The sequence below is a fragment of the Rheinheimera faecalis genome, assembly GCF_021290965.1.
In the GTDB taxonomy this organism is placed as follows: domain Bacteria; phylum Pseudomonadota; class Gammaproteobacteria; order Enterobacterales; family Alteromonadaceae; genus Pararheinheimera; species Pararheinheimera faecalis.
Genome location: NZ_JAJOYT010000002.1, coordinates 83,201 through 108,082, shown reverse-complemented (window position 1 = coordinate 108,082; position 24,882 = coordinate 83,201). Strand labels below are relative to the sequence as shown.

Below are 24,882 nucleotides of genomic sequence, written 5' to 3'. Positions count from 1 at the left end.
TGATAAGGACAAATTTATGTCACACCCATTTGACGAATTAGTACTGGAAGGCTCAGCGGCCTTGATATTCACCCCTTGCCCTGGTACTAAAACTGAAGCACTAAAAGACTCTTTGCTGACGTTAAAACAAGCTGGTGCTTCAGCCATTTTGACCTTAATGCCTGAAGACGAAATAGCACGTAACAAGGTCACTGACTTACCGACCTTGTGCGAAGAACTTGGATTAGCCTGGTTTCATTGCCCTATTGAAGACGATCATGCCCCGCTGGCTGACTTTGCCACAGCCTGGCAGCAGCAAGGCCCACAAATTCATAAGCTTTTAAAAGAAGGCAAAAAAGTAGCCATTCACTGCAAAGGTGGCTCAGGCCGCACTGGTTTAGTGGCTGCACAAATTCTGCTTGAACGTGGCATAGACAAAGAGCTGGTGAAACAACGTATTCAGGCTCTGCGACCTTTCGCACTGACTTTAGCCCCACATCAAGCGTATTTTCAAAGCCTTTAATAACCCTTTATCAAAGAGATGCTGTTATGAAAAAAATTAAACTAGGTATTAATGGTTTTGGCCGTATCGGCCGTTTGGCGTTACGTGCCTCTTTTGACTGGCCTGAATTTGAGTTTGTGCAAATCAACGACCCCGCCGGTGACGCTGCTACTTTTGCCCATTTACTGAATTTCGACTCAGTGCACGGCCGCTGGACGCATCAGGCCGAAGCGCAAGGCAACAACGTCATCATCCAAGGCCAGTCTATTGCTGTCACGCACAATAAAGCCATCAGCGACACCGACTGGTCAGCTTGTGATGTTGTTATTGAATGCTCTGGTAAAATGAAAAGCTCAGCTCAACTGCAGACTTATTTAGACCAGGGTGTAAAACGTGTGGTTGTCAGCGCGCCGGTGAAAGAAGCAGGCGTATTAAACGTCGTCATGGGGGTGAATCATCATCTGTTTAATGCTCTCACACATAAGATAGTCACAGCGGCCAGCTGCACCACCAACTGTCTGGCGCCTGTGGTCAAAGTGATCCATGAAAAGCTGGGTATTAAACATGGATCTATCACCACCATTCACGATTTAACCAATACTCAGTCTATTCTGGATACCCCCCACAAAGACTTACGCCGTGCCCGTGCTTGTGGCAGCAGCTTAATTCCAACCACCACAGGTTCTGCTACTGCTATTACTGAGATATTCCCTGAGCTAAAAGGCCGGTTAAATGGTCATGCAGTGCGGGTGCCGCTGGCCAATGCGTCCTTAACCGACTGCGTATTTGAAGTAGAACGCGCCACCACGGCTGAAGAAGTAAATGCTTTATTAAAAGCGGCGTCACAACAAGAACTTAAAGATATTCTGGGGTATGAAGAGCGACCTCTGGTCTCGGTAGATTATAAAACCGACCCCCGTTCCAGCATTATTGATGCCTTGTCGACTATGGTAGTGAATGGCACTCAGGTGAAAATTTACGCCTGGTACGATAACGAATGGGGTTACGCCAACCGTACAGTGGAGTTAGCGAAATTAGTTGGTTTGGCTGATCAGCCGTAATACAACAACGAGGTTTTTAATTATGCAGACAGCACTAAAGCAGTATCTGGTTGTGACCGGCAACTACTGGGCTTTTACCCTGACCGACGGCGCTTTGCGGATGTTGGTGCTGCTGCATTTTTATAAACTCGGCTACAGCCCTTTAGAAATAGCGTCGTTATTTGTGTTTTACGAGCTGTTTGGCGTGCTGACGAACCTCTTTGGAGGCTGGCTGGGCGCTCGTATTGGTTTAAATAAAACCATGAATATAGGGCTATTTTTACAAATAGCAGCGCTGTCGATGTTATTGGTTCCTGCGGAGTTATTAATAGTTCCCTGGGTGATGGCCGCTCAGGCTTTGTCTGGTGTTGCCAAAGACTTAAATAAAATGAGCGCGAAAAGCTCGATTAAATTACTGGTGCCGCAGGACTCCCAAAGCAAGCTGTATCAGTGGATAGCTGTGCTGACAGGCTCAAAAAATGCGCTAAAAGGGGTTGGCTTTTTTATCGGCGGTTTTTTGTTAACTCAAATCGGCTTTCAGGGTGCAGTAGCTACTATGGCCGGCGCTTTAGCTCTGGTTTGGTTGCTGAGTTTAGTCTTGCTGAAAAAAGACTTAGGCAAAAGTAGTTACAAACCCAAGTTTAAAGACATGTTATCCAAAAGCGGCCCTATTAACTTGTTGTCGGCGGCGCGTTTGTTTTTATTTGGCGCGCGCGACTTATGGTTTGTTATAGCGCTGCCGCTGTTTTTAGCCCAGCAACTGGCCTGGAGCCAACAGGCCATAGGCACTTTTCTGGCGTTGTGGATTATTGGTTATGGTGTGGTACAAAGCCTGGCCCCGTTTATTACAGGCAAAAGCTCCGGCAAAGTTCCGGGGCGTTGGGCTGCTGTCGGCTGGGCCACCGCACTTTGTATTATTCCAGCGCTATTGGCCAAACTATTGCCTTTGCCCTTCCCGACTGAAACCTTGTTAGTCTCGGTATTGCTGTTATTCGGCGCTGTCTTTGCGGTCAATTCGTCCTTGCATAGCTATCTGATTGTTAGCTACGCCAAAACCGATGGTGTATCGCTGGACGTCGGTTTTTATTATATGGCCAACGCCATGGGCCGCTTAATTGGCACTGTATTATCAGGTTATTTGTATCAAACTCAGGGCCTGGAGACCTGCCTGTTCTGGTCCAGCGGCTTTATTCTGGCGACTGTGCTGTTGTCCTGTTTTTTACCGAAGGCGAAAGAGGTAAGCCTTCGTTGATCTAAACAGAATGCGATGTGAGGTTTAAATCGCGGGTTAGAAGTTGCCACCAGATAAAGGGGTCATGCTAAGGTGATGCTATACAACTCAGCTTATTGATCAGTCTGGAGAAAACCTGTGTTAAGGTCCCGCAAATTATTGTCTTTTTTTACTCATTCCCTGCTTAGCCTGGCGCTACTCTGGCTCGCACCTTCCGCCTTAGCCGCTACTGCGACAGAGCAACTGCAAAAAGTTATAGATGACCATTGGCAATACAGCCTGCAGGAAGACCCCGTCAGCGCAGGCCGCATGGGACTGGCTGGTTACAACAACCGTCTGCCTGGTGTTACAGCCGCAGATCGTGCTCGTCGGCTGAAGGCTGAACAAGTGTTACTGCAACGTCTGCAAGCCATTGAACCACAACAACTAACAGACTCAGACCGCGTCAATCATCAACTGCTGGGCTGGGTACTGCGCAATTCGATCCAGTCCAATAAGCTGTTCCTTGACCGCATTCCGGCCAATACCTTTTACAGTTTCTGGAGCTCAGCTCTGGATGCCAGCAGTGGTCTGTCTATGCCTAAAGTCGCGGATTATCAGGACTACATAGCCCGCATCAATGACTTTGGCCGTTACTTTGACGAGAATATTGCCAATATGCGCACTGGTATTCAAGACGGCTTTGTATTACCTAAAATTGTGGTTCAGGGCATAGCTCCTACAGTGCGCGCTCAGGTGTATAGCGACCCGACTCAAAGCAGTTTGTATGAACCCTTTAAAACACTGCCAGCGGCATTTTCTCAAAGTGAGCAACAGCAATTACAAAATGCTGCAAAGAAGGCTATTCAGCAGGTCGCTTTGCCAGCTTTTGCCCGCTTAGCCGACTTCCTTGAAGGCGACTATATGCAGGCCGCAACTGAGAGTCTGGCAGCGGAACAATTACCAGAAGGTAAGGCGTATTACCGCCATACCATTAATACCTATGTGACACAGGATATGGATCCGGCAGAAATCCACAACATTGGCTTGTCGGAAGTCAAACGTATCCGCACCGAGATGGATGCACTGATTAAAGAAACCGGCTTTAAAGGCAGCTTCACCGACTTCACCAAATTTCTGCGCACTGATCCGCAATTTTATGCAAAAACACCACGTGAGCTCTTAAAAGAAGCCTCTTATATCGCTAAACGTATTGATTACCAGCTGCCGGAGTTTTTCGGCAAACTGCCACGCCTGCCTTATGGTGTGGTGCCGGTTCCAGCCGAAATAGCACCTAACTACACTACGGCCTCTTATAACCCTGCAGCTATTGGTGGCATCCGTGGTGGTGCTTATTGGCTCAATACAGATTCGCTGGATCAGCGTCCTCTGTATGAACTGGTGGCGCTGACTTTGCACGAATCCGTGCCTGGCCATCATTTACAAAATGCTTTGTCACAAGAGCTTGAGAATGTGCCGCAATTTCGCCGTAACCTGTATTTAAGTGCCTATGGCGAAGGCTGGGGTTTGTATGCCGAACGTCTTGGTGTGGAAATGGGCCTGTATGAAAATGCCTATCAGCAATTTGGCCGTCTGAGTTATGAAATGTGGCGTGCTTGCCGTTTAGTCATAGACACAGGTATTCACTCCCAAGGCTGGAGTCGCCAGCAAGCGCTGGATTTCCTGTCCAACAACACCTCTTTGTCCCAAGCGAATGTAAGAGCCGAAGTAGATCGTTATATTTCATGGCCAGGTCAGGCGCTGTCGTACAAGATGGGCGAAATTAAAATCCGCCAGTTGCGAGCCAAAGCAGAGCAAAAACTGGGTAACAAATTTGACCTGCGTGCTTTTCATGACGCTCTATTAGCTAATGGCGCTTTGCCACTGGAAATTCTGGAAGCAGAAATGGATCGTTTTATTAGCAAGGCCGCTGCTGTTAAGTAAGTAGTGAGCGTTTCAGCGCGGTCTGCCTCACAAGTATGGCCTTGAGCTGCACTTGTGAGCGCTGTTGCTGGTGATTGATAACGAGCAGTGAGTTAAAACTGCTATGAAAAACATCCAAATCAAGAGCTGGCCATGCTAAAAATTTTAGGAAAATCTTCATCCATCAATGTGCGTAAAGTGCTGTGGACCTGTGCAGAACTTCAACTGAACTATGAACAGGAAGAATGGGGTTCTGGTTTTCAATCCACTGAAACAGAAGCGTTTAAAGCGCTGAATCCTAATGCGCTGGTGCCTGTATTACTTGATGGTGATTTTGTTTTGTGGGAGTCCAATACCATCTGTCGGTACTTAGCTACACAATACCAGCACCAGCAAAAAGAACTATTGCCGGAGTCTGTCAGGCAAAGGGCTTTGGTTGAACAGTGGATGGACTGGCAGAGTACAGAGCTAAATAACTCATGGCGTTACGCTTTTATGCATCTGGTGAGAAAAAGCCCCGCTTATGCAGATGAAGCGGCTGCAACTCACAGTATCGAAGCCTGGAATCAAAAGATGCATATTCTGGACGCAGCCTTAGCAAAAACAGCGCAGTACATTACTGGAGCTGAATTTACGCTGGCAGATATAGTGCTGGGTTTGTCGGTAAACAGATGGTTGATGACACCAATGCAGCGGCCTGAGCTCCCTGCTGTGGCAGCCTACTATCAAAAACTCAGTTTGCGCCCGGGCTTTCAGCGCTTTGGTAGCAACGGCATCCCTTAACCTGCCAGGTTCAACGAAAGGAAAGCCATGTATTTTATTGCTGTTTTTGGCCTGTTAATGCTTTTCTTCAGCCTGATGATGTTGTTCAGGCCATATGCCTTTGCCCAAGGCGTCATCAACTTTAGCGAGCAGCCTTATTTCCATCCTTTTGAAATTATTAGCCGGCTGATTGCCGGAGGCATTTTTGTCAGCTACGCAACAGAAACTCAGTTTCCATTGTTATTTAAGATCATAGGTTCAGTTTTATTATTGGTAGGTGCTGGTTTGGCGTTAACACCTCCGGCACTACATAAAAAATTTGCAGTTCAGTCGGCTAATAGCTGCAAAAACTACTTTCGTTTTATAGGTGTAGTGTCTGTGGTTTTAGCTTTAGCTTTGATTTATGCCGCTGTTGGACATGTCATTGATTAGCAGCCATAACTCATCTAACTTAAATGCTAAACAAGTCCCTGTGGAGCATTATCATGCTTAATCTGGTTCGAAATCTGCTCGCTATCCTTTTGGGTGTAATGGCTGGCGCTGCCGTCAATATGGCGCTTGTCAGCATTAGCCCTATGCTGATCCCTCCTCCTGCTGGCGTTGATGTCACAAACACCGAAAGCCTGAGTTTGGGTATAGATTTATTTGAACCCAAACATTTTATTATGCCCTTTCTGGCGCATGCCCTTGGCACTTTGGCCGGAGCTGTGGTTGCTTACCTTATAGCGGCTAGCCATAAAAACCGTTTTGCTTATGTGATTGGCGTATTTTTCCTTTGTGGTGGTATAGCTGCAAGTTTTATGATCCCAGCACCCACCTGGTTTATTGCGCTGGATCTGATAGTGGCCTATCTGCCGATGGCCTGGCTGGGTATTTTGCTGGCACGGCGGATACAGCCAGAAAGAACGGATTGGTGATAAGCCGACACTAAAAACAGGAATTAGCTATGGAAAATAAAATCATTGGATTAGGCCAACTTGCCATCACAGTTAAAGATGTGCAGCTTTCATTGCCATTTTATACAGAGGTGCTGGGGCTGCAGTTTCTGTTTGCTCCGACAGAACAGCTGGCTTTTGTGTTATGTGGCGACACCCGCCTGATGCTAAGCACCCCACAAGGTGCAGGTGAGATTGGCAAAAACTCTATCCCTTATTTTAAAACTACAGAGATAGAAAAGTTTTATGCGAAAGCTTTAGAACTAGGCGCTTTAGGCGAAAGAGCGCCACAACTTGCAGCTCAAATGCCGGACCACCAGCTATGGATAGGTTTTCTGAAAGACCCTGACGGTAACTTAATAGGCCTGATGGAAGAAAAGCGCTGACACAACACGCAAAAGGAGATTGCCTTGATGAAAAATACTGCCTTAGCCTTGACCTTCACTGCCCTTCTAGGCTGTTCATCCACAGAGCCACCAGCTGCTGCAGAGCTGAAATCACAGCAGGAAATTGACGCAGCAGTAAAGCAAATGATGAGCGAAACCTCAGCTCAGGGTCTGGCGTTGGCGGTCATTGATGCGGGGGTTGTGACTCAGGTTTCAGTCTATGGCAATCGGAATGCCAAAGAAGACGCGTTAACTACGGAAAGCATTATGTATGCGGCATCACTGACCAAAAGCGCTTTTGCTTATCTGGTTCTGCAACTGGCAGAAGAAGGCATTGTTGAGTTGGATACCCCAATCAGCCAGTATCTGCCTAAGGCACTGCCTGAGTATGTCGACAGTAAAACTGAAGATTTGTATGCACGCTGGAGTGATTTAGCCGGAGATGAACGCTGGCGCAGTATTACACCCCGTATGCTGTTGAACCACGCCTCGGGCTTTGCCAATTTTGGTTTTCTGGAGCCTGACGGTAAATTACGTTTTCATTTCCAGCCTGGCAGCCTTTATGCCTATTCAGGTGATGGCATTATTTTATTGCAGTTTGTGCTGGAACAAGGCCTGGGTCTGGATATAGGTCAGGAAATGCAAAAACGCCTGTTTCAGCCTTTGGGCATGAACAATAGCAGTATGATCTGGCGGGATGATTTTACTGGCCGAACCGCAGATGGCTGGACTATAGAAGGTAAAATTGAACCGCACGACGACAGAAGCAGAGTCAGAGCAGCAGGTTCACTTGATAGCAGTATTGCCGATATGGCAAAACTGGCAGCAGCTATAGTGAAGGGTGAACTGTTAAGCGAAAAAGCCCGGCAGGAGTTGACCAGACCACAATTAAAAATCACCACTTTAAGCCAATTCCCGACCTTACAGGCCGAAGTGCCAACTGAACAACAGTTGCCTGATTTATATGCAGGTCTTGGAGTCGTTGTATTTGAAGGCCCTCAAGGTAAAGGCTTTTTTAAAGGCGGTCACAATGATTCAACTGGCAATATGCTGGTGTGTCTGGAGGCCAGCCAACGTTGTGTAGTCATATTGGGCAATGACTTACGCGCCGAAACTGCGATTCCTTATTTGGTAGACTTTATTCTTGGCCCCACAGGTTTGCCATGGCATTGGGAATATGGCAATAAAAGCTTTTGGCAGCCAACGACAGTGAAATAGCGTGCTGTCGTAAAGCTGTCGTGCTAGTGCCGTAACCTGCAGCCGTTTTTTGAGTTATCTTTGCGCCTATTGGTCAATGCAAGGTATCGAAGCAATGAAAATTAATGCAGAACTGGTAAAAAAATTAAGAGCTGACAAGCAATGGTCACAGGAGCAACTGGCAGCCGCTTGTGACCTGAACCTGCGTACTATTCAGCGGCTGGAAAATACCGGCAATGCATCCATTGAATCAGTGCGGGCGTTGGCCGCTGTTTTTGCAGTGGATGCCAGCAGCCTGCTTCTGAGCTCCGAAACATCAGGAGTTATAATTCCCGCTCCACTTTCAGTAGTCAAAGACTGCTTTGTGCAATTTGCTGATTTTTCCGGTACGGCCAGCAAGTATCAGTATTGGTGGTTTTTAGTTTTTGTGTTGCTGATCAGTGCTCTGGCCGAAATTATCAGCCCTGTTTTAAGGCAGTTTGTCACTGTACTTATCCTGCTGCCATTTTTGGCTGTGGGTACACGCAGACTGAATGACGCAGGGCAAAATGTCTGGTGGCAACTGATGTATCTGGTGCCTTTTGGCTTTGTGGTGGTATTGTTTTTTATGGCCAAAGACAGCATACAACCTAGCTTGTCCGCTCCGCCCACGGCGGACAGCCGGGCATAAAAAGAAATGGAGCCTAAGGTGCAAAAACCAGTGAATATTATCGCTCAACATGATTTGCTGGACCTGCTGCTGCACAACTATCAACAGGACATAGGCAAGGATTTCACCGCCTATCGCCACCACTGTTACAGAGTGCTGAATCTGGCGTTTTGGCATTCGGATCACTCAGAGCAGTCGCTGGAAAAAATAGCTATAGCCTGTGCTTTTCATGATCTGGCGATCTGGGTCTGCCATAACTTCGACTATATAGATCCGTCCGTGGCTTTAGCTCAGCACTATCTGCAGCAACAAGGGCTGTCGGACTGGTCGGCGGATATCAGTTTATTGATCAGTGAACATCACAAGGTCACAGCCTGTGACGACAATAAACTGGCTGAGGCTTTTCGCAAGGCGGACTGGACAGATGTTTCACTGGGTTTGCTCAATTTTGGTTTAGACAGAGCTCTGCTGCGGGCTTTGTATCAAACCTTCCCCACTGCTGGTTTTCACTGGCGACTGGTGCAACTTTCTGCGGCTCATTTTGTAAAGCATCCACTCAAACCACTGCCGATGTTTAAATGGTAAGGTAGTGACTGCACTGGTTTTTAAATAAAGGAAATGCACAATGAACAAAGACGGAAAATTAAACTACGTCGAATTTCCCGCCAAAGATTTAACCGCTACCAAAGCATTTTTTAGCGCTGCTTTTGACTGGAGTTTTGTCGACTATGGCCCTGATTATGTCGCCTTTTCCGATCAAGGTTTAGACGGTGGATTTTTCCGTTCAGAACAATGCTCCACCAGTGCAACAGGCGGAGCATTATTGGTGTTTTACAGCGCAAATATCAAGGCCACTTTAGCCAAAGTACAGCAGCATGGTGGCATTGTGATTAAGCCTATTTTTGACTTCCCGGGCGGTTGCCGTTTTCACTTTACCGAACCCAGCGGCAATGAGTTTGCTGTTTGGTCAGAGTCTAAAGACTAAGCCGGATTGAGCTTAGTCTTGAACCACTTGAATAAACACCGGATTGCTGTAAAACCACAAATCAAACCATGGGTTTTCACCTTTGGCATCAGCTTCTGGCTCCAGCTCGTTTTTATTGTTGGTGCCACGCAAACGTAAATACTGGCTGGCGCTGAATTTACCCAGTGGCAGCTCAAACTGGCTGTAGCCGTCTTTAATGCTCCAGTCGGCTGGATAAAAACGTTTAGCGACTTTGGTATCCGGTGCTTCGTCGCTATTGCGCTGTACTGCCGGGCCTTTGATAAGCCCCTGAATCAGATCCACTCGTTGTACTTCTGGGTTAAAACCGCCGCCGTTGTTGCTAGTGGGGTCACGAAAACGCACCCGCAGCACCAGCTCATCGTCAGGTTTTACTGTGAGTGTCTGACCCGCTGTGGCGGTGTTAGCTGAGTTTTTTACTGCCACTTCTACAAAGAGCGCATCAATTAAATCGCCAGTCGTGACAAAAACCTGGCCAGCTTTGAGTGCTGCAAAAATACTGTCGTAGTTTTTATCCGCATAAACATAAGTTTTGGCGTATTGGCCAGGCCAGAAGTCGGCCCAGCCATCAGTGTAATGACCATGGCTGTCTGACACTCCTGTCACCCACCAAGACCGGCCTTCGCTGAGTAAACTATCCCAAACCCCACCTAAACGAGCTGTCATCTGATCGTAGCCACCCATAGTAGGGTAATCAGGGTATTCGCCGCGAATGGCGGTTGGGTCAGAGCTGCCATCCGGATTTAAAGTTGCAGCCTGATGGCCTTCGGCTCCTGTCATACCAATCACTACATCAGGTGCTGTATCCTGCCAGTCACGTAATTGCGCAGGTGTCACTTTGTTGTACTGCCGAAAGCCAGTGGCTAAACGCGCCGGATGATTCACAAGCAGCAAAGGCTTATCCGGTAATTCATTCATGGCTTTTAAGGCTTGCAGCATAAAGCCGTCTTCAGCTTTTTCCGGCCCTGGCGGTACACCCTGACGGCCGTTGTAGCGGCTTTCGATTTGATACAACTGCTCTGCTTCTGTTGGCCTGTGCGGCATAATAAAACTGGCATGGCGACCGCCTGGGCTATTGCCAGGCACATCAAACTCCATACCGTAAAATTGCAAAATCTGCGGTAAAGCTTTACGTGAAGCCACAAGTTCAGGGTAAGCCTGCTCCAACGCCAGTTTGGCGCGATTTGGCCCACCGTGATCGGTAATCACCATCCAGCTTAAGCCATAATGTGAAGCCATTTGCGCATTTAGTGGAATCGAATATTTAGCATCGCCGCCTAAAATCGGCGCTGGCGGAAAAACCGAGTTATCCCATTTCACGCTGTAATGGGTATGCACATGGTGATCACCAGCCAGCCAGCTTTTACCTTGTTCTGGTTGCGGCTCAGGTGGCACCTGCTGACAAGAGGCCAGCAAAAAGAGCACGCCAGCTACACTCAATTGTTTTCTGTAATGTATCAAAATGGATCCTTATTGAGGGGTCAGGCAAAATCTAAGACCTGCCGTCACAAACCTATACCCAAAGTAATTGATGCTGCAGCGAGGCGACAAGTGCTTGAGACCCCAGGAGCATAGTTAACCTATGTGACTGGGGCGAAAGCAAGCGGTCAACAAAGCTGCAGCTTCAAGTTCGAGGGTATGATTAGAACTGCACTGTTACCCCAGCCATATAAGTCCTGCCACTAAAGGTGGTGTTATAGGCCCTGTCGCTGGAGTCACTATACAACTCATCCCGTACATTGGTCAGGTTTATCGCTTCCAGGTTCAGTTTGACGCTGTCACTTAAGCGGTAAAATGCAGAGAAATCAACGTTGGTTGTGGCATGGTAACCACGTTCGTCATCGTCAATCGAGCCACTTTCCACGCCTGTAATGTAATCACTGCGGTAGGCTGCAGCAACACGGGCGCCCCATTGTTCTGCTTCGTAATACAGCGTGAAGTTGTAGCTTTGCTTGGATAAACCAGGAAAGGCTTTGATTTGATCTTCACCTGAGTTTTCCACGTTACGATATAAGGTGTTACCGTCTGCCCAGGTGTAGTTGGCTATCACACCTAAGTTATTAAAAGGCTCTGGCAGGAAATCCAGATCCCGTTGCATCGCCAGTTCAAAACCTTTGATGGTGGACGAATCTGAGTTTTGTGGTGACGACACGTTAAAAATATCGTTTACCGTTTTGCCTTTTGGTAATAATTCAGCCGGTAAACCCAGTTCACTGTACACAATCTGCTGGGTTTCAGTGACGATAAAGTTATCAATGTCTTTGTAAAACAGTGCCGCAGACAACAAACCTACATCTTCAAAATACCATTCCAGCGCCGTATCAAAGTTATCCGACTCAAAGGGTTTCAGATGTGGGTTACCCACTGAAATCTGGCCTATATCATTTTCACCCAAAGAGGTTTGGCTAACGTTGGCCGAAAACGCCATAGCGCCTAACGAAGGACGGGTCATGTTTTTGCTCAGGCCTGTACGCCAGATCACATCTTCGGCAAACTCATACGCAATATTCAGGCTTGGCAGATAATCTGAATAATCGCGCACCATCTCTGTTGGAATGCCTTTCGACAAACCTTTTGAGCTCAGCTCTGTGGTGAAGTAACGCACGCCGACATTGGCACGCAGCGGCATACCTGCCACATCATATTCAGTATCGTAGACCAGATAAGCAGCCTGAGTTTCTTCGGCTAAATCATAAGCCGAACTTTCCACTGTGTAGGCATCTGTTAGGGTGAAATCGGTCAGGCCATAAAAGGCCTGCAAAGCTGCCATATCACCTTGTAACCAGCTCTTATCCGGGTGACCATTAAACAGTTGCACCTGTTCGGCCGTCAGCGTTTTTACACCCTGATTTTGTGGTGTGGCTTTATTGCTTGGGAAATCCTGAGCGACACGCTCAAAACCTGTGTTCGTGAACTTTTTATAGTTGGCACCAAATTTCAGGCTGGAAGTGTCGGTTAAACCGTAGTCAAAATCCAGTTTGGCATTATCAAAGTCGGAGTAGATAAAGTTCGACTGAAAGTACAAATCTTTAACCGTGTAGCCATCCAGAGCAGTGACATCAAAGCTTGGTGAATAGCTGTGACCGTAGAAGGCATCCTGAGTAAAGTCAGTAATAATATTCACTTTTTTACTGGCTTCGATATTGAGCTTATTCACACGCGGCTGCTCGTAATCAGAAGAGCTGTGACCAAGCATAGCGCTCATTTTTAAGTCGTCGGTCAGAGTCCAGTCTGCGGTTAAACTAGCCTGATTTAATACCGACTCGTTGCGATCCTGACGGTTTTCATTACGCCAGGTCGCATTTTTATAATCGGCATAAATCACTTCTTTATTGCCGTTATTATCACGCCAGACCAAGTCGTTCACCACAGAGTTATCTTTCACCGCCATATGATGTTCAGACAGTTCGTTTTCCAGTTTTCCGTGCATTAAATCCAGCACCAGGCTGAAGTCTGAACTTGGTTTGTACTGCAAAGCTGCAGTAATACCTAAACGGTTTTGATCATTTTCCCAGACCGAATAACGGTGACCACGCGGGAACCATAATTCACCTGAATCCAACTCGGCCTGTAAGGCTGTGTTGCTGGCATCGGCAGCTTTTTTGCCACCTTCACGGCGCCAGCGTGTGGTGTTGGTGCCGTATTCATTGGTTGCTCTGTCGCTATAAGCTACAGACACCAGTGCACCAAAATCTGACCAGGTATTAGACAATAAAGCCGCTATACGAGGATCTGTGCTGTCGGTATTGGTATTGGTGCCGACCTGAGCTGAAACAGCAGCCTGAGCGCCGTCGTAATCAAAAGGTTTGGCTGTACGTAAATTGACAGTACCAGCTATGCCACCTTCTTCCTGATCAGCAGAAAAGGATTTTTTCACATCAATCTGGTTAAACAGCTCAGAGGCAAAAATATTAAAGTCAAAAGCACGGGTACGGGACACACCACCACGCGCATCCATAGGCGAAGACGAAGTACCCAAAGCTTCCATGCCGTTGACCTGCACACGGGTAAAATCAGGGCCTAAACCACGTAAAGAAATCTGCCGGCCTTCGCCACCTTCACGGGTAATAGTGACACCAGGCACACGTTGCAGTGAGTCGGCCAGGTTCAGATCAGGGAAATCCGCAATATCTTCAGCCACTATTGAATCCTGAGCGATCATGGCTTCACGCTTCAGATCTTTGGCTTTGATAATAGAGCTGCGAAAGCCTTTGACTTCAATCACTTCTGTTTCTGATGCTTTAGCTTCTGTAGCAGATTGAGCCAGCAATACAGGGCTGTAAAAAGCCGGCAGTGCAGCCAGCACGGCCAAAGCCAGATGACTCTTGCGGAGATTCGTCTTCATAATTAATCCATTATTCCTGGTTAGTTAAGCTGATTAAGTAAATCTGCCAGGCGCAAATGCGCAGCAGTCCCCCTAAAGAGCAACGAGCAGTGATTTATGGACAGAGAAATTTATGAAGGTTTTTTTACAGTGGGTTGGGATGTAAAGCGTCTTTAGTCAAGATAGCCATGTGGCTATCGGATGTTTAAAATGAAATTCAAGATTATCTTATTCATTTCTATCAACATTTACTGACCTTATAGTTTTAGATACTGCCGAATATACTCCTGTGAAACAGGCACTCCTTTAGATTTTAAATGCGTTACTATTTCATCAATTGATAGCCCATTTTGATGCCACCCTAAAATATACTTTTCGTAATCTTGAAGTTTTGCTGCATTAGCTGACAATTGAGGTGAAATGGTTCTATCGGATAACACTTCACTCGTTGTTTCCTCGCCATTTAGGATCTGTTTATCTGAATTATTTCTAGTCTGGTTCAACAGAACCTTAACTAAAATAGAAATCAAACAAAGACCCCACAAGGTATAACCAAATTCATTCATGTTAGATATAACACCACCATGATGTGAACAAGCTCCTTGAGAGCCTATACTTGGAGAGACCCAGCCACTTGAGCAACTTTTATACGTCCCGATACTGAACAAAATACTGGCACCAAAAAAAGTTCCAATCCATATAAAAGCAATATGCCTATTTTTAAGTAAAGGCCATAGCAGCAAAGGTACCGTGACCAACAAGGTAAAATAATAAAAAATGGACATAGAAACTCCCTCTTACAAAACCGCGCTCTATCGTTAATAGCTTAATCCGATAGACTTAAAGTTAGGCATTGTCCCGCCCCAAATAACCAAAAAAAAGCAAAGAGAAAAGACTAAAAAGTGAGGCAAATCTGCCCCACTGTCTTATTGGATCTCAAATAATTCCACATCAAAAATCAGGGTTGAACCTGCGGGGATTTTGCCCGCGCTGCGGTTGCCGTAGCCCAGATTGGAAGGGATATAAAAACGGAATTTATCACCCACTTTCATCAGCTGTACGCCTTCGGTCCAGCCAGGAATTACACGGTTTAACGGGAAAGAAATAGTTTCGCCGCGTTCGACTGAAGAGTCGAATACAGTGCCGTCGGTGAGCGTGCCGTGGTAATGCACCCGCACTGTACTGCTGGCTGTTGGGTGGGTTTCGCCGCTGCCACTTTGTAAAACCTCATACTGCAGGCCTGAAGCTGTGGTTTTTACGCCCTCTTTTTTAGAGTTTTCAGCTAAAAATGCACTGCCTTTTTCCAGATTCAGCGCTGCGGCTTTTTGGTTATTGGCGTTGTTGTAGAAGTAAAAAACTATGCAGGCAATAACTAGGATAATTAAAGCAATTTTCATGGGGAGTCCGGTTAATTGAGTTAGATAAAGCCATCTTATTGTTAATGTTGGTTTTGGTCAAAGATGGGGGGAAATTGGATTGTTGATTGTGGGGGGGGGGGGGATTTTTGCACTGCCGCTTCGCGGCGAGTGCAACCTACAGACCCGATGGAACCTGTCTCAGGGCAAAACCTTCCATTTTTCTTTGTTTCTAACCGCCGCTCTTGAGCCCACTGCTGGCTTTGCCTACAATGGCGCACGTTTTATTTATTACAGGCCATAGCCATGACAGACACTAGCACTCAAGACACAGCAGCACGCCCGGATTTACCGGATCGCCTTTGCACCAACCCACGCAGCCCGCACTATGTAGCAGCAATTTTCGAACACGATGTTGGTATTCGTTTGAATGGCAAACAGCGTTTTGACGTGGAAGAATATTGCATCAGCGAAGGTTGGGTGAAAGTGGCAGCAGCCAAAGCGCTGGACCGTCGTGGCCAGCCTTTACTGATGACTTTAAAAGGTAAAGTAGAAGCTTTTTATACCGAAGCGAGTTAAAGCTGCCGCTTTAATTTCGTTTGGATGCAAGACGGGCAGGGATAAACCCTGCCCCTACATTTCGCGGTAAGTGCAACCTAGCAAGCATGTACGAAACCCCTATGAAGCTAGAGCTACATAGCTGCCCCACCACAGACACTATGATGTCCATTTCAGTCCAATTTATCTGGTTTTGGACACAATAATATCCATCGCATTAAAACTCTAAGTTCCACTGAAGTTCAAAACTCCGCCGTCACCCCAAGCATATAAGTGCGGCCACTGTAGGTGCTGTTGTAAGCTCTGTCGCTGGAGTCGCTGTATAATTCGTCACGTTGATTGGTCAGGTTAAGGGCCTCGAGGTTTAGCTTTATATGGGCATTAAGCCGGTAATAAGCTGAGAAATCGAGATTAGTGCTCTCGTGATAACCTCGCTCATCATCGTCGATAGAGCCACTTTCAACTGTTGTGATGTACTTGCCTCTATAAGCCGCAGCTACACGGGCGCCCCAAACTTTGGTTTCGTAATACAAGGTCAGGTTATAACTTTGCTTCGATAAGCCTGGTAAAGCTTTTAGCTGATCCTGGCCTGAGTTTTCGACATTCGGATACAAGGTGTCGCCATCGGCCCAGGTGTAGTTGGCTATCACTCCTGAATGCTGGAAAGGCGCTGGCAGGAAATCTAAATCACGTTGCAGCGCCAGCTCAAACCCCTGAATGCCGGACGAGCCTGAGTTTTGTGGTGACGAGACATTAAAAATATCGTTGACCGTTTTGCCATCAGGTAATAAGTCGGCGGGCAGCCCCAGCTCGCTGTAACGCCGTTGCTCTGTTTTGGTCTGAATAAAATTGTTGATGTCTTTGTAAAACACAGCCACTGAAGCCAGCCCTGCGTTTTCAAAATACCACTCCAGCGCCATATCAAAGTTATCAGAATCATAGGGTTGCAGCTCTGGGTTGCCTGTGGAGATTTGGCCTATATCGGTTTCACCCAGGGAGGTTTTACTGACATAAACAGAAAAGGCCATGGCGTCTAAGGATGGGCGGGTGATATTTTTACTCAGGCCAGCGCGCCAGATCAGATCTGGCGCCAGTTCATAAGCCAGATCCAGACTCGGCAAATAACCTGAGTAGTTGCGATTGATAGTGGCAGGCTGCATAGAGGACACCCCTTGCGAGCTCATTTGGGTGTCGAAAAAACGTAAGCCAAAACGCGAGCGTAATGGCGAACCTGCAAGCTCTGAGTCGTGGTGATACAACAGATACAGCGCATTGGTTTGCTCCGCTAAATCGTACACTGTGCTACTCAACGTATTGGCGGCCGTTAAGGCAAAATCGCTCAGGCCATAAAAATTCTGCACTGCAGCTATATTGCCTTCCAGCCAGCTTTGGTCCGGATGGCCGCGATAAATCTGCACCTGACTTGGGTTTAGGCTAACAATGCTCTGATGTTCTGGTGTCGCGTTGTTATACGGAAAACCGCTGGCCTCTTGCTCAAAGCCTGAATTACTGAATTTTTTATGGTGAACACCAAATTTAAGCGCGTTGTTGTCGCTGAGCTGGTAATCAAAATCCAGCTTGGCATTATCAAAGCTGGAATAGATAAAGTTCGACTGGAAAAACAGATCTTTGACTGTATAGCCTTCGATAGAAGTGACATCAAAATCAGTTGAAGAACTGCGGCCATAAAAGGCGTCCTGGCGGAAGTCCGTGATGATGTCGGCTTTTTTCTTCGCTTCAATATTGAGCTTCTGCAACAGCGGCTGGCTGTAGTCGGATGAACTATGGCCCAACATAGCACGGATCTGCAGATCGGCTGTGGCTGTCCAGTCTGCGGCCAGGCTGATTTGATCAAACACCGACTCGTTATAATCCTGACGGCTTTCATTACGCCAGCTGGCATTTTTGTAGCTGGCATAGACTACTTCTTTGTCACCTTTAGCACTTTCACGCCAGATCAGAGAGTTCACCAGGTTATTATCTTTCACCGCCATATGATGTTCAGCCAGCTGGTTTTCCAGCTTACCGTACATCCAATCCAACACCAGACTGAAATCCTGATTGGGTTTGTATTGCAGCGCTGTTGTAATACCTAAGCGGTTTTGTTCGTTTTCCCAGACAGAAAATCGCTGGCCACGTGGAAACCACAACTCGCCTGAATCCAACAGATTTTGCAGTTCAGTATTGCTGCTGTCGGCCGCTTCTTTACCGGTTTCGCGCCGCCAGCGCGTGGTATTGCTGCCGTATTCATTGGTAGATCGAATGCTATGAGTGATGGATACCAGGGCGCCAACATCTGACCAGAGCTGAGAAAATACCGCTGAAAAGCGTGGATCTGAGCTGTTGGTGTTGCTGTTGCTGTTGGTACCCAACTGAGCCGAAATACTGGCTTTGGGTCCGTCGTAATCAAAAGGCTTGGCGGTATGTAAATTCACAGTGCCCGCTATACCGCCCTCTTCCTGCTCGGCTGAAAAGGACTTTTTCACATCAATTTGATTAAACAGCTCTGAGGCAAAAATATTAAAGTCAAAAGCCCTGGTTCTGGACACAGCGCCGCGCGCGTCCATAGGTGAAGACGAGGTGCCTAAGGCTTCCATACTATTCACTTGCACCCGGGTGAAATCCGGGCCTAAACCCCGCAATGAAATTTGCCGGCCTTCGCCCCACTCTCTGTTAATAGTAATGCCAGGCAAGCGCAGCAAAGAGTTGGCTAAGTTCAGCGCAGGAAAGTCGGTAATGTCGTCGGCAACCAGCGAGTCCTGTGCAATCATGGCTTCGCGCTTGAGTGTTTTAGCCTGAGGCAACAATGCTTTGGTCACAGTATTCTGCTCTGCAACTACAGTGGAACGTATAGCTATCACTTCCATAGCTGCAGGTAGTTTTTGGGGTTTAGTGGCAGGAGTGGCAGCAATCACTGCTGGTTTTTCTACCACAGCTTTGGCTTTAATCAACCAGCCTTTTTCCCGCGGAATAGCTTGTAAAGGCTGCTGTGCTAAAAGCTGATTCAGTGCTTCAGAAGCTTCGAATTCACCATAAAGAGCCGGGGCTTGTCGCCCTTCAAGTAAAGCCGGATCGTACAATAATGGCTGATTTGCCGTGCGGGCAAATTGCAGCAAGGCCGCAGATAAAGGCTGAGATGGCAGGGAATACAACTGCTTTTGTTGTGCTTCAGCAGCCCATACAGAAAGGCTTTTGCAACAGCACAAAAGCAATAACAGACAGAGTTCAGGTCGTAACCACACAACCCGCCCCCATTTTATTGTGACTGAGAGGGTGACCGGCTTAACCGGATACCGCTACTGTTTTGCTGCAGCGTTAAGCCATAAGCTTCAGTCAAAGCCGATAAGGTTTGTTGGGTATTGGCCAGTTCAAAACGACCTGCCACCCGCAAATCAGCCACCTCAGCACTGGCGCTGACAGGCACCAAAGCCGACCGGTTTAGCCTGTGCAGCAAATAGGCTAAGGTTTCATTTTCAATTTCAATCCAGCCAGAACGCCAGTCGACTAACTGTTGCAAATCCACTTTTTGCACTTCGGATAATTTATTCTGCTGAATACGAATTCGCTCGCCACTTTTGAGTAACTGACTTGGGCCAGCAGCGCTAGCCTGCACCTGCACAGCGCCTTCGTACACTGTGATATCAATCAGATCCGGGTCGCGATCAATATTAAATTCGGTGCCAACAGCCACAACGCTGGCTTGATCCAGCCGCACTTCAAAAGGCCGTTGTTTGTCTTTGGCCACAGCAAAATAAGCAGCGCCCTGACCTTGCAGTACCTGACGTTTATCTCCAGTAAAAAATACAGTGAGCTGACTGTCCGGCGCTATATCGACCACTGAGCCATCATCAAGAGCTTGTTGCATGCTGCTGGTCTGGGCTGTTTTAAGCTCGTAAGGCGCAGGACTAGAAAACATGCTGCTGTTGCCCAGATAAAGCAGCACCAGCAGCGCAGAACTGAATGCCATAGCAGCGCCAGCTAGCTGCAATTTAGGCCACTTCAATTTAAGCAACAGGGGAAGAGATAACTGCCAACGTTTTAAGGGTGAAGGCTGATAAGCGGACAAAGCTTTAGTGAGAGCCGGATCCTGCCAGGTTTCGACCATGGTTCGCAGCAGCACAGGGTGTCTTGGATCGGCATCCAGCCAATGGCTAAACCGCCTTTTACTCAGGCTGTCCAGCTCACCACTGGCGAGTTTTTCAACCCAACTGGCGGCCTGCAGATACAGCTCCTGCTCTGCCTGTTCTTTGGTATTTAACTTTTCTTGTTCACTCAAAATAGGACTCACACAACACGCTGCTGATCGATCAGACGCTGAATATCCGCCAGCGCCCTGCTGACATGTTTAGATACTGCATCCTCGCTGATTTGCAGTAAAGCAGCAATATCGCTGCGGCTTTTGCCTTCCATGCGGAATAACACAAAAACTTGCCGCCTTAATGTGGGCATAGCAGCTAAAGCCTGACTAAACAGATCCACAGTTTGCTGCATGCTGGCCATTTCTTCCGGGTTGGCGCTTTGACACAGCACTTGATCCGGCTCTTCGGCCTGCTCAGGTTTTAACCGCATCAGCATATGACGGGCTACAGTGAAGGCATAAGCCAGAGGATTCAGAATAGGCCGCTGTTTCGCCTGTTCCAGCACACGGGCGATAGACTCCTGAAAAATATCGGCGGCATCAGCACTACTGGCATTTCGCTCCAGATATCGGGCCAAAGGCGCAGCATTTTTTAACGCCTGATGCACATCCTGCTCCGGCTTTTCAACGATCGACATAAAGCCCCCATACTCACATTTATAGTCAAACCATAACTGATGAATATGACAGTAGGTTGACAACGATGTCAGACAGAGAAAAGAGGATGAAATGACTAGAAAAGCAGAGTTGGGAAGGACCTTGTATCAATAGTTAGAAAGAAGGCCAGTGACGGCCTTCTATAAACACAGAATTAATTAATTTCAGTGACAAACTGCTCGCGGCTGCGACGGATTTTTTGCAGCTTCACCAGCCAGTCGCCTTCATCAGCACGGTAGCCTAAAGGCAATAACAACACTGAGCGTAAACCCTTTTCTTTTAAGCCAAGAATTTCATCCACTTTGACCGGATCAAAACCTTCCATAGGCGTGCTGTCAACTTTCAGCTCGGCTGCAGCAATCAAAGCTGAACCTAAACCAATGTAAGCCTGACGGGCTGCATGTTGATAATTGGTTTCAGCGTCACGTTGCGGGTAAGTATTCAGCAACATAGCACGGTAGTTTTCCCAACCTTCGTTTTTAAAACCACGGATTTCGTTGGTTAAATCAAACATGTTGTTAATACGTTCAGCTGTGTAGTTGTCCCATGCCGCAAACACCAATAAGTGTGAACTGTCCGTGATCTGTCCCTGATTCCAGGCGTGGGGCTTAATTTGCTCGCGTATGGCTTTATTCGTGATCACCAGCACTTCATAAGGCTGTAAACCACTGGACGTAGCGCTTAAACGGATAGCTTCCAGAATAAAATCGATTTTATCCTGTGAAACAACCTGGCTAGGATCGAATTTTTTAGTGGCATAACGCCATTCTAACTTACTGATTAAATCAGACATCTGGTACTTCCTTAAACAACAAAGAGGGAACAAAACGGAGCGCGATTATACGCCTCTGTCTTTACGTCTGTTAGTTGATATCAGTCTGACTTATGGCATTTTGTAATTTTCAAACTAAGGATTCGCCCCAATGATTGCGTTAACAATTTTCATCTGACAAAAGTCTGAATTTGCATTTACACTCAGTAGAACAAACAGATAGCAGAGTTATCTTCATGCAGACTACGGCTTCCCCTGCGCCAAGGGGTCAGGTGCTGACACTGGATCATTTTGTTAGCCACTGGCAACTGATGATAGATTTATTAGCGCGTCAGGCAGATGTACCTTGTGCTTTGATCAACAGGATGGATGGCAGCCAACTGGTATTGCAGGTGACCAACAGCAATGGCAAACATCCGTTTTTTGCCAGTCAAAGCATGCCACTGCAATTGAATTCCTATTGCGCCAATGTGCTACGTACGCAAAAACCTTTGCATATAGCGGATGCGACTCAAGTACCTGAAATGCATGACAATCCTACTGCAGCTTTGGGTCTGGTGTTTTATCATGGTTACCCGTTGTATTGGCCCGATGGTCATCTGTTTGGCACCATTTGTATTCTGGATTACTTCAACAGACCTATGGATGAGCAGCACACTCAGTTACTGCAACTCTTTAAAGAAGCCATTGAAGGCGATTTGGCGTTGTTTGATCAAAACGTTGAATTGCAACAGCAGTTGCAGCAAGAAAAAAATCACAACCATCAGTTAATGCTGTCGTTACAGCAATCTCACTATAACTTGCCTCAACTTTCTGATTTATTGGCTAATTTAATGCAAATGTTACAGCAGCAAATGCAGCAGAGCCAACAACAGTTACAGCTAATGTACAGCAGGCTGCTGCAGCCTGAGCATAAACTGACCTTACCTTTGCTTAAACCAGCCCTGCAGCAACTCAAACAACATAGCTTGTGTTGGGCAGTATTATCAGGAATGCTGGAAAAGCTGACGGCTGTGCAGGGTCAGCCGCAGAAAACAAGCAAAGTGGTTGATCTGGCAGAACGTGGCGCCTACCATGCCTCGATTTTATTAAAAGCCTCTCCAAAGATTTCATCCACTATTTCACCTTTGCTGGGCTGTTCACTGCCCCCTCAAGTGCTGGAATTATTGTGCTGCGCTTTAAGTTGCTATTTGCTGAACCATAGCCTAAGCCGCACACCTGAACTTAGCTTGAGCACTGAACAACAAGGAACTCAGCTGCAAATCAACTGGATTTTGTTGTATCCATGGCAGAAAGAAATTAAAGCAGAAGAAAATCACACAGAACCTTTTTGGGTATTTAGCCAGTATTTGGCCAAACTGTCCGGTGTAAAACTGCACCAGGAGGAAAAACCAGAAAAGCTCCATATCAGACTCTATTTAACACAATCAGCAGAACTGATTGCGGCTTGTTGAACCACGCATTCGGCAGAAGAAACAGGGAGCATGCAGCTCCCTATTGATCCTGTTTCATTGGTTCTTCAGAGCGATAATGATGCAACTCGTCCGGCAGAATATAGCCATTAAAACTCAGGAGTTGCACAAAGGTTTGCCAAAACTCACGGCTAAACATAACGACCTCCGGTTTTACTTAAGGCTTTTTAAGTATAGCTTTTCAGCCACAACAGCCCACTTTCATTTTAAGTTTGGGTGCACAAGTGCTGTCCGCGCAACTTGCCGTTTTGGGAGTGCCGAAATTTGTGTTGCAAACTCCGGTTTCAGGCAAGCTGAGCTCAACCCTCTGAGCTGACTCAAAATCACCAGCCAAAGCTGCTGCTATAGAGCGTACCTGTTCATAACCAGTCAGTAATAAAAAGGTTGGAGCGCGGCCATAACTTTTCATACCAGCTATATAAAAATCAGCTTCAGGATGGCTTAGCTCCAGATAACCATGAGGCCGCACTGTGCCGCAGCTATGCTCGTTTGGATCTATCATGGAAGACAAAGCTACAGGGCTTTGAGTGGCGGGATCCAGCCCCAGCCGGATTTCAGACAGCGGAGTGAAATCCGGCCTGAAACCAGTATTGACCACCAGTTGATCAATAGCAGGCAAAGTATGATGCGCCGAGGATAAAACCAGGCCTTCTGTTGTTTTTGTGAGCTGCTGCAAACGAAATTCAGTGTGCAAGCTGATCAGTCCCTGCTGCAACCACTGTCCAACTAATAAACCCAATGCACCACGCTCTTTGAGTTGATCTTTGGCCCCGCCTCCGAGGATTTTGCTCAGATTTGTGCCTCGTATAGCCCAATGAATTTCAGTACCCGGATACTGACGTTTTATTGCCACCAGCTCTTGTAAACTATTAAAAGCCGAGTGGCCGGCTCCTAACACTAATACTCTTTGCCCAACATAACGTGAGCTGTCCTTATTTTTATTTACAATGCCATAAAAAATTTGAGTCTGATGTTCCGCCTCTCCTAAAGCAACTAAACCGTGACTACCGGCGGGATTAGGATTCTGATAAGTACCGGTACAGTCAATTACAGCAGCGGCCAATAACTCCTGAGGCCCTGTTGGAGTATCCAGCAAAACAACAAAAGGTTGTCGTGTGCGGTTGTGATTTTTCATCCGATCTGTATCCAGTCGGCTGATACTTTTTACCTGATGTGACAAACGCAGGTATGGTGCAATTTGTGGCAATGCTGCCAGTGGTTCAAGATACTGCTGCACCAACTCTGCACCAGTTGGGAAACTATCCTGCTCAGGTATCTGCCAGCCCTGTTTTGCCAATAAGGCGGAACTGGCCGGGTCGACATTAAAGCGCCAGGGCGAAAACATTTTCACATGGCCCCATTGGCGCACTTGTGCTGCTACCTGCTCAGCCTGCTCCAGCACTAAAAAGGACAAGCCTGCTTTCGCTAGTTGAGCTGCAGCAGCTAACCCCACCGGGCCAGCACCTAATACCAGTACAGGATAGCTTTCAGTAATCTTTTGAATACTCATCAAATTTCTCCAGATTGATTAGCTGAGATCAGGTATTCAACAATCACCACATCCAGCCATTTCCCATTCAGTTGTGCATGTTTTTCATACACACCCACTTCGCGAAAACCCGCCTTTTGACATAAAAAGCGACTCGCACTGTTAAAGGTAAAAATGCGGGATAACACTTTCCAGAATCCAAGCTGTAGCGCTTTTTGCAGCAAGGCCTGTAACAGCGGCAAGCCATACCCTTTCCCTTGTATCTCGCTGTGCAGATAAATTGAAAATTCGGCTATGCCCCGGTAACAGTCGCGGCTACGGTAGGCACTTAGCGCTGCAAAGCCTTGTACTTGTCCTTGCAACTCCAGAACCAGCACCGGGTAATGCTCAGACGATTCCAGCCAGCTCTGCAGCTCTGCGATTTCACGCTCACGACTTTCGAAAGTCGCAGCGCCGGATCGAATGCCCTGATTATAAATCTGACATAGTGCTGCTAAATCCTTTGCTTGTGACAGGCGGATCAACATAGAT

At 47.1% G+C, this 24,882-nt stretch carries 24 protein-coding genes; 14 read left to right on the top strand and 10 right to left on the bottom strand.

The window, feature by feature from the left end; all coding sequences use genetic code 11:
- The first annotated feature begins 16 nt into the window (after positions 1-16).
- The 12 genes from LSG34_RS04140 to LSG34_RS04085 all read left to right on the top strand — a co-directional run bounded on the left by LSG34_RS04140 (position 17) and on the right by LSG34_RS04085 (position 9,568).
- Positions 17-502, top strand: a complete 486-nt coding sequence (locus tag LSG34_RS04140) for a phosphatase domain-containing putative toxin (protein WP_233007555.1) — start codon at positions 17-19, stop codon at positions 500-502.
- A gap of 26 nt (positions 503-528) precedes the next feature.
- Positions 529-1,542, top strand: coding sequence for an ArsJ-associated glyceraldehyde-3-phosphate dehydrogenase (locus tag LSG34_RS04135; protein WP_233007554.1), 1,014 nt, complete (start codon positions 529-531; stop codon positions 1,540-1,542).
- A gap of 22 nt (positions 1,543-1,564) precedes the next feature.
- Entirely contained in the window at positions 1,565-2,773 is a 1,209-nt protein-coding gene (gene arsJ, locus LSG34_RS04130) for an organoarsenical effux MFS transporter ArsJ (RefSeq protein WP_233007553.1), read from the top strand.
- A gap of 117 nt (positions 2,774-2,890) precedes the next feature.
- Positions 2,891-4,675, top strand: a complete 1,785-nt coding sequence (locus LSG34_RS04125) for a DUF885 domain-containing protein (RefSeq protein WP_233007552.1) — start codon at positions 2,891-2,893, stop codon at positions 4,673-4,675.
- 132 nt (positions 4,676-4,807) lie between these two features.
- Positions 4,808-5,437 (top strand): glutathione S-transferase family protein, encoded by a 630-nt coding sequence (locus tag LSG34_RS04120; protein WP_233007551.1) that lies wholly within the window; start codon positions 4,808-4,810, stop codon positions 5,435-5,437.
- 27 nt (positions 5,438-5,464) lie between these two features.
- Positions 5,465-5,848 carry a hypothetical protein gene (locus LSG34_RS04115; RefSeq protein ID WP_233007550.1) on the top strand — a complete coding sequence of 128 codons (384 nt, stop codon included), beginning with the start codon at positions 5,465-5,467 and terminating at the stop codon, positions 5,846-5,848.
- 53 nt (positions 5,849-5,901) lie between these two features.
- Positions 5,902-6,333 carry a hypothetical protein gene (locus tag LSG34_RS04110; RefSeq protein WP_233007549.1) on the top strand — a complete coding sequence of 144 codons (432 nt, stop codon included), beginning with the start codon at positions 5,902-5,904 and terminating at the stop codon, positions 6,331-6,333.
- Between the two features lie 29 nt (positions 6,334-6,362).
- Positions 6,363-6,737 carry a VOC family protein gene (locus LSG34_RS04105; protein WP_233007548.1) on the top strand — a complete coding sequence of 125 codons (375 nt, stop codon included), beginning with the start codon at positions 6,363-6,365 and terminating at the stop codon, positions 6,735-6,737.
- Positions 6,738-6,764: 27 nt separating this feature from the next.
- Complete coding sequence (locus LSG34_RS04100) at positions 6,765-7,955, top strand: serine hydrolase domain-containing protein (protein ID WP_233007547.1); 1,191 nt, start codon at positions 6,765-6,767, stop codon at positions 7,953-7,955.
- A 94-nt stretch (positions 7,956-8,049) separates the two neighbouring features.
- A complete protein-coding gene (locus tag LSG34_RS04095) occupies positions 8,050-8,604 on the top strand; it encodes a DUF805 domain-containing protein (protein WP_233007546.1) in 555 nt (184 codons plus the stop codon).
- A gap of 18 nt (positions 8,605-8,622) precedes the next feature.
- Positions 8,623-9,168: a hypothetical protein gene (locus LSG34_RS04090; protein ID WP_233007545.1), complete on the top strand. Its 546-nt coding sequence runs from the start codon at positions 8,623-8,625 to the stop codon at positions 9,166-9,168.
- 40 nt (positions 9,169-9,208) lie between these two features.
- The gene (locus tag LSG34_RS04085) at positions 9,209-9,568 is read left to right on the top strand and encodes a VOC family protein (RefSeq protein WP_233007544.1); all 360 of its coding nucleotides are present in this window, start codon (positions 9,209-9,211) and stop codon (positions 9,566-9,568) included.
- Between the two features lie 12 nt (positions 9,569-9,580).
- Here the strand turns inward: LSG34_RS04085 and LSG34_RS04080 are convergent, their stop codons facing one another.
- From LSG34_RS04080 to LSG34_RS04065, 4 genes are all read right to left on the bottom strand, one after another.
- A complete protein-coding gene (locus LSG34_RS04080) occupies positions 9,581-11,047 on the bottom strand; it encodes a CehA/McbA family metallohydrolase domain-containing protein (RefSeq protein WP_233007543.1) in 1,467 nt (488 codons plus the stop codon).
- 181 nt (positions 11,048-11,228) lie between these two features.
- Positions 11,229-13,931 (bottom strand): TonB-dependent receptor, encoded by a 2,703-nt coding sequence (locus tag LSG34_RS04075; RefSeq protein ID WP_233007542.1) that lies wholly within the window; start codon positions 13,929-13,931, stop codon positions 11,229-11,231.
- 236 nt (positions 13,932-14,167) lie between these two features.
- Positions 14,168-14,695, bottom strand: coding sequence for a hypothetical protein (locus LSG34_RS04070; RefSeq protein ID WP_233007541.1), 528 nt, complete (start codon positions 14,693-14,695; stop codon positions 14,168-14,170).
- 141 nt (positions 14,696-14,836) lie between these two features.
- Positions 14,837-15,307, bottom strand: coding sequence for an FKBP-type peptidyl-prolyl cis-trans isomerase (locus LSG34_RS04065; protein ID WP_233007540.1), 471 nt, complete (start codon positions 15,305-15,307; stop codon positions 14,837-14,839).
- A gap of 264 nt (positions 15,308-15,571) precedes the next feature.
- Here LSG34_RS04065 and LSG34_RS04060 point away from each other — a divergent pair, with 264 nt between their 5' ends.
- Positions 15,572-15,844, top strand: coding sequence for a DUF3297 family protein (locus LSG34_RS04060; RefSeq protein WP_233007539.1), 273 nt, complete (start codon positions 15,572-15,574; stop codon positions 15,842-15,844).
- A gap of 221 nt (positions 15,845-16,065) precedes the next feature.
- On the opposite strand, the gene LSG34_RS04055 is transcribed toward LSG34_RS04060, so the two are convergent.
- From LSG34_RS04055 to LSG34_RS04040, 4 genes are all read right to left on the bottom strand, one after another.
- On the bottom strand, positions 16,066-19,065 hold the full coding sequence (locus tag LSG34_RS04055; RefSeq protein ID WP_233007538.1) for a TonB-dependent receptor: 3,000 nt from the start codon (positions 19,063-19,065) through the stop codon (positions 16,066-16,068).
- A 14-nt stretch (positions 19,066-19,079) separates the two neighbouring features.
- Entirely contained in the window at positions 19,080-20,111 is a 1,032-nt protein-coding gene (locus LSG34_RS04050; protein ID WP_233007537.1) for a FecR family protein, read from the bottom strand.
- Complete coding sequence (locus LSG34_RS04045; protein WP_233007536.1) at positions 20,108-20,599, bottom strand: RNA polymerase sigma factor; 492 nt, start codon at positions 20,597-20,599, stop codon at positions 20,108-20,110. The genes LSG34_RS04050 and LSG34_RS04045 overlap by 4 nt, the downstream gene beginning before the upstream one ends.
- Positions 20,600-20,772: 173 nt before the next feature.
- Positions 20,773-21,411, bottom strand: a complete 639-nt coding sequence (locus LSG34_RS04040) for an NAD(P)H-dependent oxidoreductase (protein ID WP_233007535.1) — start codon at positions 21,409-21,411, stop codon at positions 20,773-20,775.
- 215 nt (positions 21,412-21,626) lie between these two features.
- Here LSG34_RS04040 and LSG34_RS04035 point away from each other — a divergent pair, with 215 nt between their 5' ends.
- Positions 21,627-22,844: a GAF domain-containing protein gene (locus LSG34_RS04035; protein ID WP_233007534.1), complete on the top strand. Its 1,218-nt coding sequence runs from the start codon at positions 21,627-21,629 to the stop codon at positions 22,842-22,844.
- A 199-nt stretch (positions 22,845-23,043) separates the two neighbouring features.
- Here LSG34_RS04035 and LSG34_RS04030 read toward each other — a convergent pair whose 3' ends face one another.
- Positions 23,044-24,372, bottom strand: coding sequence for an NAD(P)-binding domain-containing protein (locus LSG34_RS04030; protein ID WP_233007533.1), 1,329 nt, complete (start codon positions 24,370-24,372; stop codon positions 23,044-23,046).
- Entirely contained in the window at positions 24,372-24,878 is a 507-nt protein-coding gene (locus LSG34_RS04025) for an arsinothricin resistance N-acetyltransferase ArsN1 family A (protein ID WP_233007532.1), read from the bottom strand. The genes LSG34_RS04030 and LSG34_RS04025 overlap by 1 nt, the downstream gene beginning before the upstream one ends.
- Between the last annotated feature and the right edge of the window lie 4 nt (positions 24,879-24,882).

Excerpts from the sequence above, each read along its gene's own strand:
- LSG34_RS04140 (WP_233007555.1), top strand. The coding sequence starts at position 17 with ATGTCACACCCATTTGACGAATTAGTACTGGAAGGCTCAGCGGCCTTG.
- LSG34_RS04135 (WP_233007554.1), top strand. The coding sequence starts at position 529 with ATGAAAAAAATTAAACTAGGTATTAATGGTTTTGGCCGTATCGGCCGT.
- arsJ (WP_233007553.1), top strand. The coding sequence starts at position 1,565 with ATGCAGACAGCACTAAAGCAGTATCTGGTTGTGACCGGCAACTACTGG.
- LSG34_RS04120 (WP_233007551.1), top strand. The coding sequence starts at position 4,808 with ATGCTAAAAATTTTAGGAAAATCTTCATCCATCAATGTGCGTAAAGTG.
- LSG34_RS04115 (WP_233007550.1), top strand. The coding sequence starts at position 5,465 with ATGTATTTTATTGCTGTTTTTGGCCTGTTAATGCTTTTCTTCAGCCTG.
- LSG34_RS04110 (WP_233007549.1), top strand. The coding sequence starts at position 5,902 with ATGCTTAATCTGGTTCGAAATCTGCTCGCTATCCTTTTGGGTGTAATG.
- LSG34_RS04105 (WP_233007548.1), top strand. The coding sequence starts at position 6,363 with ATGGAAAATAAAATCATTGGATTAGGCCAACTTGCCATCACAGTTAAA.
- LSG34_RS04100 (WP_233007547.1), top strand. The coding sequence starts at position 6,765 with ATGAAAAATACTGCCTTAGCCTTGACCTTCACTGCCCTTCTAGGCTGT.
- LSG34_RS04095 (WP_233007546.1), top strand. The coding sequence starts at position 8,050 with ATGAAAATTAATGCAGAACTGGTAAAAAAATTAAGAGCTGACAAGCAA.
- LSG34_RS04085 (WP_233007544.1), top strand. The coding sequence starts at position 9,209 with ATGAACAAAGACGGAAAATTAAACTACGTCGAATTTCCCGCCAAAGAT.
- LSG34_RS04075 (WP_233007542.1), bottom strand. The coding sequence starts at position 13,931 with ATGAAGACGAATCTCCGCAAGAGTCATCTGGCTTTGGCCGTGCTGGCT.
- LSG34_RS04070 (WP_233007541.1), bottom strand. The coding sequence starts at position 14,695 with ATGTCCATTTTTTATTATTTTACCTTGTTGGTCACGGTACCTTTGCTG.
- LSG34_RS04065 (WP_233007540.1), bottom strand. The coding sequence starts at position 15,307 with ATGAAAATTGCTTTAATTATCCTAGTTATTGCCTGCATAGTTTTTTAC.
- LSG34_RS04060 (WP_233007539.1), top strand. The coding sequence starts at position 15,572 with ATGACAGACACTAGCACTCAAGACACAGCAGCACGCCCGGATTTACCG.
- LSG34_RS04045 (WP_233007536.1), bottom strand. The coding sequence starts at position 20,599 with ATGTCGATCGTTGAAAAGCCGGAGCAGGATGTGCATCAGGCGTTAAAA.
- LSG34_RS04040 (WP_233007535.1), bottom strand. The coding sequence starts at position 21,411 with ATGTCTGATTTAATCAGTAAGTTAGAATGGCGTTATGCCACTAAAAAA.
- LSG34_RS04035 (WP_233007534.1), top strand. The coding sequence starts at position 21,627 with ATGCAGACTACGGCTTCCCCTGCGCCAAGGGGTCAGGTGCTGACACTG.
- LSG34_RS04030 (WP_233007533.1), bottom strand. The coding sequence starts at position 24,372 with ATGAGTATTCAAAAGATTACTGAAAGCTATCCTGTACTGGTATTAGGT.
- LSG34_RS04025 (WP_233007532.1), bottom strand. The coding sequence starts at position 24,878 with ATGTTGATCCGCCTGTCACAAGCAAAGGATTTAGCAGCACTATGTCAG.